This window comes from Propionicimonas sp. (assembly GCF_047606205.1).
In the GTDB taxonomy this organism is placed as follows: Bacteria; Actinomycetota; Actinomycetes; order Propionibacteriales; family Propionibacteriaceae; genus Propionicimonas.
This window is the reverse complement of sequence record NZ_JASGES010000056.1, coordinates 1-10,792: the sequence shown is the minus strand read 5'-3', so window position 1 is coordinate 10,792 and position 10,792 is coordinate 1. Positions and strand designations below refer to the sequence as shown.

Genomic DNA, 10,792 nt, shown 5'->3' with positions numbered 1-10,792 from the left:
CGACCACCCCGCACACCGACTTCGACGCCAACGTCTACGTGCTGACCAAGGAGGAGGGTGGCCGTCACAAGCCGTTCTTCTCCAACTACAGCCCGCAGTTCTACTTCCGCACCACCGACGTGACCGGCGTCGTTCAGCTGCCCGAGGGCACCGACATGGTGATGCCCGGTGACAACACCGACATGACCGTGCACCTGAACAAGCCGATCGCCATGGAGGACGGCCTGAAGTTCGCCATCCGCGAGGGTGGGCGCACCGTCGGCGCGGGTCGTGTGACCAAGATCATCAAGTGAGCTGACCCTCACCGGTAGATCCCCGGGACGGCCCCCGCAGCAATGCGGGGGCCGTCCTGCGTCCCGGGGTCGGCTCCGCCCGTCCCCGGACCGCAGAAGCCACCGAAGAGCACAGAAGCCGCCGAACATTCGGTGGCGTCTGCGACTTTCGGCGGCATCTCCGGGGATCCCAGGAGCAGGGGAGGCTCGCCGGGCGTGGCGAGGCTCGCCGGGCGTGGCGAGGGGAGAGGGCCGCGGGGAGGGCTGATCGGGGGCGCGAGGATGGCGGACCCGGGCGTTGCGCTACGCTCCCGCGGGTGACGATCCACTACACGAACCCGTTCGCCGATCCGCCGTCGGCGCGGGACGCCGTTCGCGCGTTCCGGGGCCGACTCGCCTCCGGTGTGACCCTGTGGACGGCAGTGGGGGAGCGGAAGCCGGTCGGGCTGACCGTGTCGTCGCTGATGGTGGCCAACGGCACGCCGCCGCGCGTCCTGGCCCTGGTCGACCCGCTGGCGGACTTCACCGATGCGCTGCTCGTCTCCCGGCGGGCGGCCGTGACGATCCTCGACAACGCCCAGGTGAGGCTGGCGGGCGTGTTCGCCGGCACCGACCCGGCACCGGGCGGTCCGTTCCGGCAGGCCGAGTTCACCCCGACCGACTGGGGTCCCGTCCCCGAAGCCGCCGGGACGTGGGCGGGCGTGGGACTCGAATCGTCGATGGAGGTGGGCTGGTCGCTGCTGGTGACCTGCATCGTCCAGCACCTGGCGACCTCCGAGTCCGGCGAGCCGCTGCTGCACTATCGCGGCGGCTACCCCCGCCTGGCCTGACCACCCGATCCGACGGCCGCGGAAGACTCAGCCCTCGATGTCGATGTCGAGGTCGACGCGGTGCGGCGGATTGGCGCCCGCGCGGGAGACTGTGATCGCCGCGCACGCCAGGGCGCGGTCGACGGCCGCGGCGAGGACCGGCCACTCCGCGAAGCGCAGGCGCTCCCTGGCCGCGGCGTCGCCGAGCAGGCTCGCGTCCAGCAGGCCCGACAGCAGGCCGGCCATGAACGAGTCGCCGGCTCCGACGGTGTCGACCACCGCGCTCGGCAGGGTGGGGAAGCGTTGCAGTTCCCCTGCGGCCAGCACGATCGCCTCCTCGCCGCCCTGGGTGACTGCGCAGAGCGCCGGGCCGAGGCTCGCCCAGTGCGCGAGCACCTGCGGCACGGGGGTGCCCGGGTACAGCCAGCGGACGTCCTCGTCCGAGGCCTTCACCACGTCGGCGAGACCGATCAGCCGCTCGATCACGACCCGGGCATCCGCCGGGTCCCCCATCAGGGATGGACGGGCGTTCGGGTCGTAGGAGACCGTGGCGGATGCGCGGGCTGCGCGGACCACGTCCAGGACGGCCCCGCTGCCGGGCTCGGTGGTGGCCGAGATCGAACCGACGTGCAGGTGGGCTCCGTCCCCGGTCGGCACGGACCCGGGGTCGAGTTCCCAGCCGAAATCGAACTCGTAGGTTGCGACACCCGCGCGGTCGAGGTGGGCGGCCGCCGTGGCGGTGCGCGCGGCGTCCGTGCTGCCCGGCAGGAGCGTGATGCCCTCGCCGTTGACCAGGTCGGCGATCCGCCGCCCGCGGGCGTCCGTCCCGACATGGGTGGCCAGCCGCGTGTCGTGACCCAGCCGCGCCAGCCCGATCGCGACGTTCAGCGGGCTGCCGCCCGCGTGCTCCACGGCGTCCCCGGACGGCGGGATGACGATGTCGATCAGGGCTTCCCCGACGACGGTGACAGGCACGCTCATGCCAGACACCCTAAGGGGTCAGGACTGGCGCCGCTGGATGGCGGCCCACTCGTCGCGCAGGCCCACGGTGCGGTGGAACAGCAGTGGTGTGGACGGGTCCTGCGCGAAGTAGCCGAGGCGCTCGAACTGGACCACCTGGCCGGGAGCGGCCTCGGCCAGGGCCGCTTCTGCCTTGCCCGCCACGAGTTCGCGGGAGTGCGGGTTGAGATCGTCCAGGGCTTCGCCGGTGGCCTCGCCGGGGACGGGAGCGGTGAACAGCCGGTCGTACAGGGCGGCGGTGATGTCGGTGGCGTGTCCCGCGGACACCCAGTGCATGGTCGACTTCACCTTGCGGCCGTCCGGGGCGTCACCGCCCCGGGTGGCCGGGTCGTAGCGGGCGTGGACGGCCAGGACGGTGCCGTCCGCGTCCTTCTCGACACCGGTCGCCGTGACCAGGTAGGCGCCGCGCAGACGTACCTCACGCCCGGGCGAGAGCCGGAAGAACTTCGGCGGGGGCACCTCGGCGAAGTCGTCCGCCTCGATCCACAGCTCGCCGCTGAAGGCGACCTGGCGGGTGCCGTCGCCCGGGTTCTCCGGGTTGTTGGTCACCTCGAAGTGCTCGACCAGCGGGGTGCCGGACGCGTCGGCCGGCCAGTTGTCGATCACCAGCCGCAGCGGGTGGAGCACCGCCATCCGCCGCTGGGACGTGCTGTTCAGCTCACGGCGGACGAACGCCTCCAACGCCTCGATGTTCTGACGGCTGTTCGTGCGGGTGGTGCCGATCTCGGTGCAGAACGCGCGAATGGCGCGGGCAGGGTAGCCCCGGCGGCGCAGGCCGCTCAGGGTGGGCATGCGCGGGTCGTCCCAGCCGTCCACCGTGCCGTCCGCGACCAGCCTGGCGAGACGGCGCTTGCTGGTCACCGTGTGGGTGAACTCGAGCCGCGCGAACTCGATCTGCTTTGGCTGGTCGCCGGGCAGCGGCAGTTGGGCGAGGTACCAGTCGTACAGCGGCCGGTGGGTGTCGAACTCGAGGGTGCAGATGGAGTGGGTGACGCCTTCGATCGCGTCGCTCTGCCCATGGGCCCAGTCATAGGTCGGGTAGATGCACCACTCATCTCCCGTGCGGAAGTGGCGGGAGTGGCGGATCCGGTACATCACCGGGTCGCGCAGGGCCATGTTCTCGTGGGCCATGTCGATCTTCGCGCGCAGCACCTTCGCTCCGTCCGCGAACTCGCCGGCCCGCATCCGGCGCAGCAGGTCGAGGTTCTCCTCCGGCGTGCGCGTGCGGTAGGGGCTGTCGACGCCCGGCTTGCCGAAGCCGCCGCGCTGGGCGGAGATCGTCTCGGTGTCCTGGTCGTCGACATAGGCCAGCCCCTTGCCGACCAGGTACTCCGCCCACTCGTACAGCTGTCCGAAGTAGTCGGACGCGTGCAGCACCTGCCCGGGGCGGAAACCGAGCCAGCCGATGTCGGCCAGGATCGAGGTGACGAACTCAGTCTCCTCGGTGTCGGGGTTGGTGTCGTCGAGGCGCAGGTTGCACAGGCCGCCGAACTCCTCCGCGGTACCGAAGTCGACGGTGATCGCCTTGGCGTGACCGATGTGCAGGTAGCCGTTCGGCTCGGGAGGGAACCGGGTCTGGACGCGGCCGCCGTAGGTGCCCTGCTCGTTGTCGCGCCGGATGATGTCGCGGATGAAATCGTTGGCGGCGGCAGGCTCGGTCATGCCGGTCAAGTTAGCACGGTCGCGTGCCGCGTCCGCGCCGGCATCGGCCCTTGCCCCGGGCACGGAGCCACCGCTCGCGTCGAGTGCCTCGGCCCGGACCGGGGCCCCCGACGCGGAGGGTGGCGCTCGATGGCGGAGGGTGGCGCTCGGCGGGACGCGGCACCACCGAGTCGGTAGGGTGGGCGCGCCATGAACCAGACCCCAGCCCGCCTCCGCGTCGCGCCGTCGCCCACCGGCGACCCGCACGTCGGCACGGCGTACATGTCCCTGTTCAACCTCGCCTACGCGCGCGCGACCGGGGGTGCGTTCGTGCTCCGGATCGAGGACACCGACCGTGCCCGCTACGTGGCCACCTCCGAGCAGCAGATCTACGACACCCTGCACTGGCTGGGCCTGGACTGGGACGAGGGCCCCGACATCGGCGGTCCCTATGCGCCCTACCGGCAGTCGGAGCGGCTCGAGACCTACCGCCCGTTCGTCGAGCAGCTGATCGAGGCCGGGCACGCGTACTACTGCTGGTGCTCCACCGAGCGCCTGGCCGGGCTGCGGGCCGAGCAGCAGGCCAGCAAGTCCCCGGTGACCGGCTACGACCGGCTCTGTCACGGTCTCACCCGCGAGCAGCGGGCCGCCCTGCCGGGGTTCAGCGAGACGCCGGTCGTGCGGATGCTCGTCCCCGACGACGTCGAGCTGGCCTTCACCGACCTGATCCGCGGCGAGGTGAGCGCGCCGCGTCCCGACGACCAGGTGATCCTGAAGGCGGACGGCTTCCCCACCTATCACCTCGCCGTGGTGGTCGACGACCACCTGATGGGGATCACCCACGTGGTGCGTGGCGAGGAGTGGATCTCCTCCACCCCCAAACACCTGCTGCTGTACCGCTGGCTGGGCTGGCCGGAACCGGCGTTCGCCCACATGCCGCTGCTGCGCAACACCGACAAGAGCAAGATCTCCAAGCGCAAGAACCCCGCCGCCCGGCTCACCTGGTTCCTCGAGCAGGGCTACCTTCCCGAAGCGCTGCGGAACTTCCTCCAGCTGCTGGCCTACCCCCCCGTCCACGACGACGAGGACGTGAGCACCTTCGAGGAGTTCGTCGCCGCCTTCGACTGGGCGAAGGTGAACACCACCGGCCCGATCTTCGACCTGGCGAAGTTGAACGCGTTGAACGGTCACTACATCCGGGCTCTCTCACCCGGTGACCTGGCCGACCGGGTGGCCGCGTTCGCCGTCCGTGAAGGCCAGTGGACGCAGCCCTCCCAGGCCGATGCGGCGCTGCTGCGCCGGGCCGTCCCGCTGGTGCAGGAACGACTGGTGCTGCTCAGCGAGGCCGTGCCGAAGCTCGCCTACCTGTTCACCGCCGACGACGACCTCGTCGTCGATCCGGATGCGCTGGCCAAGGCCGGTCCGGACGCCGCGGCGGTCGTGCGGGCAGCGCTGGTGGCGCTGGAGGCGCTGCCCGACTGGAGTCACGAGGCGATCCAGGTCGCGCTGCGCGGAGCCCTCGTCGACGGGCTCGGGATCAAGCCGAAGTTCGCCTTCGGCCCGGTGCGGCTGGCGGTGACCGGGTCGACGGTGTCGCCGCCGCTGTTCGAGTCGATGGAGCTGCTCGGCAGGGAGTCGAGCCTGGCCCGCCTGCGGACGCTGCAGAGCCTCCTGTGACTCCGGTCGTCGCGATCTTCGGCGGTCGCAGCGAGATCGGGCTCGCGGTCGCCACCCGGCTCGCGCCGGGTGCGACGGTCGTGCTCGCCGCCCGCCCGGGCCCGATGGAGGAGGCGGTCGCGGCCTGCCTGGACGCGGGCGCGGCGCGCGTGGAGGCCGTGGAGTTCGACGCCGACGACGTGGCCGCCCAGAGCGGGGTGGTCGACGCCATCGAGCAGCTGGCCGGGCCGATCGACATCGCCGTGCTGGCCTTCGGGGTGCTCGGCGACCAGGCCAGGGCCGAGCGCGACCCGGTGTTCGCGTCGTCGGTGCTGCACACCGATTTCATCGCGCAGGCCGCGTTGCTCACCGTCCTCGCCGACCGGATGACGGCCCGGGGGAGGGGGACGATCGTGGCGTTCTCGTCCGTCGCGGGCGCGCGCGTGCGCAGGGCGAACTATGTCTACGGGTCGGCGAAGGCGGGGCTGGACGGGTTCGCGTCCGGTCTGGCGGACGCCCTGCACGGCAGCGGGGTGCACCTCGTGATCGCCCGGCCCGGCTTCGTGATCGGACGCATGACCGCCGGTATGGAGCCAGCGCCGTTCTCGTCCACCCCCGACCAGGTCGCCGACGCGGTGGTCGCCCGGGTTCGCTCCGGCCGGGGCACCGGCCTGTGGGTGCCCGGCCACCTCGGCGCGGTGATGGGCGTGGCCCGGTTGGTGCCGCGCGCAGTCTGGCGCCGGATGCCGCGGTAGTGCTCCCCGTTCACCGGGGGGCGCCCACGTCGTAGCCCACCTGGTCATGCCGCTGCGGACGACGGCGGCGTGCCCGCATGTCGTTATCCGTTCGTCGAGAACCCCAGACCCCACGCGTACGTGCCCGACGGTGCGTCGGAGGGGAGCGGGATGCTGCTCCAGGTGGTCGCCGACGTGAGCCGCTTGCCGTCGGTGCGGATCACGGAGTCGTCGCCGGGGATGCTGACCAGGAGGGTGTCGGCGCCGCTGGTCGCACGCAGCACGCCGAGGCTCGCGCCGAAGTAGTCGTTGGTCTCCGGGGTGCCGGGCACGCCCCTGGTGGCCTGGGTGTAGGTGCGGAACAGCTTCCTGGTGACGTTCGCGACGGTCACCGATCCGGCCCACTTGAGCTTGCCGTAGGCCTCCTCCGCGCCGATCGCAATGTCGTAGGAGCCGGAGGCGCTGAGCCCGCGGGCGATCGCCAGGCTGTCCCCGAACCGGTCGCTCTTCTCGTTGGTGCCGGGTACGCCGGGGGTGTCCTGGTTGATCTGGCGGTAGGCGGTGTAGGTGCGCTTCTTCTCGTTCCACAGGATGGGCTGCACGGCGCCGGAGTCCGTGATCCGGCCGTCGTCCTCACCCGGCACACCGATCGCGAGCCGGCCGTCCCGCATCGCCAGGGTGGCACCGAAGCCGTCCCCCGCCTCGGCGGTTCCCGGGACGTTCTTGCTGTTCTGGGTGAGCACCCGGCGTTCGACCATGACGGTCGGATCGGAGGAGTCCGGGGTGTAGAGGTGCACGGCGCCCGCGTCCGGCTTCCCGTTGACGGTGGCCCACGGGTCGCCGAGGGCGAGGGTTGCGCCGTCGCTGACCAGCGCACTGAACAGCCGTTCCTCGTCGGGGTCGATGATCTGGGTGTGGGTGAGGGTGAGGTTCGCGTCGAAGGTGAAGATGTCGAGGTAGGCCCGCGACACGTCGCCCTCGTTGCGCTTGGTCACCGCGGCCGCCACCTGGCTGAGGCCGTCATGTCGCAGACCGGTGAGCACGAGGTCGGCCGAGCAGTCGCCCTCGGAGTCAAGACAGTCGTCGCTGATCTGCGGGATGGTGACCACCGTGGCCGCATCGAGGTCGAGGCCGGTCGAGGTTCCGGGCACCACCTTCACGAGCCGGCCGTAGCGCTCGTCGGTGTCCTGGCCGGCGGCGAGGACGGCGTCGGCGCAGATGTCGCCGTTGAGGTCGGCCGAGACCAGGCTCTCGGAGTCGGTCACCCAGGTCGCGTCGCTCCCGCCGGTGTAGCGGACCCACTCCGCCCGACGCGTCCCGTCCTGGGCGGAGTAGCTCGCCGAACCCACCGCCAGGTCGGCACGCCCGTCACCGTCGAAGTCGGACGGGACGGGAGTGCCGGCTGCGCACGGAGTGGTGGCCGCGGCGGCAGCGGTGGTGGGCGCCTGGACGCCGAGCCAGGTGGTGGTCAGGGCCGCGGCGACCAGGAGGGCGCCGGCCCGTGGGGATGTGGTCATGGCACTCACGCTAGGCAGTGCGGAGGCGCTCGACGCGGCTTGTCGCGGACGTCGTACGACTTCGGTCCTGCGCGACGAGGGCACACCCCTGCCGGGGCGCGCCCAGGTCAGGATGTGCCACCCTCACGCGTGCATCCCGAAGTCGAAGCCCCATCGGGTCGTTCCGCTGGGAGCTCCGGACGGGACGGCGATCCCCGTCCAGGTGGTCTTCGAGCTCAGCTTCTTCCCGTCGCTGCGGATCGCGCGGCCGTAGTCCTCGACACCGAGGCTGTCCTCGCCGGGTGCGCCGATCAGGACGGTGTCGATCCCCGAACCGCCCTGCAGAACTCCGACGTGGAAGAACGCGTCGCCGGCCTGAGGGTTGCCGGGGATGCCCTTCGTGGCCTGGGTGTAGCCGCGGTAGAGCGACTTCGTGACGTTGGCGACGGTGACCGAACCGGCATTGCCGAGCCTGCCGTAGGCCTCGGTCGCCCCGATCAGGATGTCGTAGGAGCCGCTGGCGGTGAGGCCGCGCGCGATCGCGAGGCTGGCGCCGAACTGGTCGTTCTTCTCCCTGCTGCCGGGCACGCCCTTCGTGTCCTGCGTGATCGCGCGGTAGGCGGTGTAGGTGCCGCTGGACTCCTTCCACAGGATCGGCTGCACGAGGCCGGCGCTGTAGAGCCTGCCGTCGGACTCCCCGGGCGCACCGATCGCGAGCCGACCGTTGCGCAGGGCGAGCGTGGCCCCGAAGTGGTCGTCCTCCTCGGCGGTGCCCGGAACGTTCGCACTGTTCTGGGTCAGGGTCTTCCGCAGGACGAGCTGGGTCGGGTCAGCGGTGTCTGCGGAGTAGACCAGCACCTCGCCCGCACCGTAGTGCTTGCTGACCCGGGCGCTGGGGTGACCGACCGCGATCGTGCGGCCCGACGCCACCAGGGCGCTGCCGAAGTCCCAGCAGTCGTCGGAGCACCGGACGGAGGGGAGCACCGTGCTGGTGCTCACCGCCAGGCTGTCATCGAGGGTGAGGACGTCGACGTAGTCCCCGTAGTCCTCCGGCCCGTCCTCGCCGAGGTCCACGACGTGCCGGCCGGCGATGGCGATCTGGCTGATCCCGTCGTGCCGCAACGAGGCCGCCTCGAAGGCGAGCGAGCGGCGTGCATCGCTGGCGATGTCGGCGGCTTGCGGGATCGTCACCTCGACGGCGCCCGCCACGTCCAGACCGTCGGGCGTGCCGAGCGCAGCCTTCAGCCACGGCTCGTGCCCGCCGGCGAACAGGATGGCGTCCGCGCACGCGTCGCCGTTGAGGTCGGCCGTGCGGAGCTCGCCGGAGTCGGTCAGCCAGGTGCCGGCGCCCCCGTCGCCGGGCTGGATCCGCTGTACCCGGGCGCTGCCGCGGTAGGCGCCGACGACCAGGTCCGACACCCCGTCACCGTCGAAGTCGGACGCCAGCGGCGTTCCGGGGCCACACGGTGTCGCGACCGCCGCGGGTTGGGCGGCGGCGGCCGGCGTCGTCGTCGCACCGATCGAACCGAGTTCGCCGCAGACGACGGCAGTAGTCAGCAGGATCACCTGTGCCGCTCTCATCTCCCGAGTCCTTTCGTCCGGTCGGGGCTGGACGCCGTCGACCACCGCTGCGGGGTGGGCACCCGGCGGATCGCCGGGCCCTGATTCGAGCGTAGGGTTCGGCTTCCGCGGTCGAACCCTACGAAGTCGTACGACCTTGCCAGGAACGTTCGGCCGACGCCGCGGACCAGCCGCTCAGGGCAGTTCGAAGATCTGGGCGGAGCCGGTCAGGAAAGCTGATCCCCAACCGTCGAAGACATCCTCGTCGTAGTGGCTGCAGCCGGTCGTGGGCGGCTTCAGATAGGTCCACGTCGTGGCCGACCCGAGGCGCTTGCCGTCGCTGAGCACGACGTAACCCTGCGTGAGGCAGTCGCCGTTGGTCTCACCGGGGGCGCCGATGGCCAGGGTGTCGACCCCGGTGGCGGTGGGCAGGACGCCGATCGCCCAGCCGAAGTAGTCGCCATCGGCGAGGGCCTCGGACGGGGCCCTGTCGGCCGAGCCCGGCACACCCTTGCTGTTCTGCGTGTACGTCCGGGAAGCCGTGGTTGCGGTGTTGACGATGGTCACCGAGCCGGCGGCTTTGATCCTCCCGACGTCCTCGTTCGGTACGCCGACGACCACGTCGACCGAGCCGGTCGCGGTGAGCCCTCGGGCGATTGCCAGGACACCACCGAACCGGTCCTTGCTCTCGTTCGTCCCTGCCACACCTCTGCTGTTCTGGTCGACGGACTTCCGTGCGGCGAACCCGCCCGACGCCGGGTCCCAGGCCAGCAATTGCACGCGTCCGGTCTGGACGGCTCTGCCGGTGGTCTCGTAGGGCACGCCGACGGCGAGCCAGCCGTCCCGCAGGGCGAGGGCGAAACCGAACCCGTCGCCGACCTCGGCGGAGCCGGGCACGCCCCGGCTGGCCTGACCGATCGAGGCGTTGTGCACCAGGGTCGAGGGATGGGCGGCGTCGGGGGTGAACACCTGGACGCGCCCCGCGCCGGACCGGCCGCCGTCGCGGTCGTCGGCGTCGCCGACCACGACCGCGCGATCGTCGGCCACGATGGCGCTCGGCCAGCCGGAGATCGCGGTGGGGCCGGAGACCAGGCCGCTGGCGTCGAGGACCACTGCCGGGCCCGGGCTGCCGTCCGGGGCGAGGGTGATCACATCCACGAAGGGGGTCTCGCTGACTCGCTGGGAGTCATCCCACACATGTCCGGCCACGACGAGCTGGGCGATTCCGTCGTGCACGAAGTCGGTCACCCCGACGTCCAGGACCTCGTCCGGGCCGAGTCCCGCCGCTTGGGGCAGGACGACGGTCCGCGCCGTCGCCGGATCGAGGCCGGTGGGTGTGCCGAGCACCAGGCTGATCGTGCGATTGCGGTCAACGACGATCGCGTCCGCGCAGGTGTTCAGGTCGAGGTTCGCGCCGGTGACGCGCCCGGTCAGGTCGAGCCAGGTGCCCTGCGTCGTCCGTGTCGGCGAGACGAAGAAGCTCGCGTCGTCGACCCAGTTGTCCTTCACCTTGACGCCGAGGTCGGGCGCGCCGTCACCGTTGACGTCGCCGGCGACCGGCGTGCCGGCGGCGCAGGTCGTCGCGGCGGCTGCGGCGGGAGCGG

8 protein-coding genes and 1 pseudogene are annotated in these 10,792 nt (G+C 71.6%); 4 read left to right on the top strand and 5 right to left on the bottom strand.

Features of this window, described 5'->3' with window-relative positions:
* Together QM633_RS03795 and QM633_RS03790 are read left to right on the top strand one after the other, a co-directional pair.
* A pseudogene (locus QM633_RS03795) lies at positions 1–293 on the top strand (elongation factor Tu); the annotation flags it as partial.
* 296 nt (positions 294–589) lie between these two features.
* Positions 590–1,102: a flavin reductase family protein gene (locus tag QM633_RS03790; RefSeq protein ID WP_415152398.1), complete on the top strand. Its 513-nt coding sequence runs from the start codon at positions 590–592 to the stop codon at positions 1,100–1,102.
* A gap of 27 nt (positions 1,103–1,129) precedes the next feature.
* Here QM633_RS03790 and QM633_RS03785 read toward each other — a convergent pair whose 3' ends face one another.
* On the bottom strand, positions 1,130–2,062 hold the full coding sequence (locus tag QM633_RS03785; RefSeq protein WP_415152397.1) for a carbohydrate kinase family protein: 933 nt from the start codon (positions 2,060–2,062) through the stop codon (positions 1,130–1,132).
* 18 nt (positions 2,063–2,080) lie between these two features.
* On the bottom strand, positions 2,081–3,763 hold the full coding sequence (locus tag QM633_RS03780) for a glutamine--tRNA ligase/YqeY domain fusion protein (RefSeq protein ID WP_415152396.1): 1,683 nt from the start codon (positions 3,761–3,763) through the stop codon (positions 2,081–2,083).
* Between the two features lie 189 nt (positions 3,764–3,952).
* Here QM633_RS03780 and gltX point away from each other — a divergent pair, with 189 nt between their 5' ends.
* Positions 3,953–5,419 carry a glutamate--tRNA ligase gene (gene gltX / locus QM633_RS03775; RefSeq protein WP_415152395.1) on the top strand — a complete coding sequence of 489 codons (1,467 nt, stop codon included), beginning with the start codon at positions 3,953–3,955 and terminating at the stop codon, positions 5,417–5,419.
* Complete coding sequence (locus tag QM633_RS03770) at positions 5,416–6,153, top strand: SDR family NAD(P)-dependent oxidoreductase (RefSeq protein WP_415152394.1); 738 nt, start codon at positions 5,416–5,418, stop codon at positions 6,151–6,153. Before gltX ends, QM633_RS03770 begins: the two co-directional genes overlap by 4 nt.
* A gap of 83 nt (positions 6,154–6,236) precedes the next feature.
* On the opposite strand, the gene QM633_RS03765 is transcribed toward QM633_RS03770, so the two are convergent.
* From QM633_RS03765 to QM633_RS03755, 3 genes are all read right to left on the bottom strand, one after another.
* Entirely contained in the window at positions 6,237–7,649 is a 1,413-nt protein-coding gene (locus QM633_RS03765) for a hypothetical protein (protein WP_415152393.1), read from the bottom strand.
* A gap of 123 nt (positions 7,650–7,772) precedes the next feature.
* The gene (locus tag QM633_RS03760) at positions 7,773–9,209 is read right to left on the bottom strand and encodes a hypothetical protein (protein WP_415152392.1); all 1,437 of its coding nucleotides are present in this window, start codon (positions 9,207–9,209) and stop codon (positions 7,773–7,775) included.
* 174 nt (positions 9,210–9,383) lie between these two features.
* On the bottom strand, positions 9,384–10,792 hold a 1,409-nt coding region (locus tag QM633_RS03755; RefSeq protein ID WP_415152391.1), incomplete at its 5' end, for a hypothetical protein.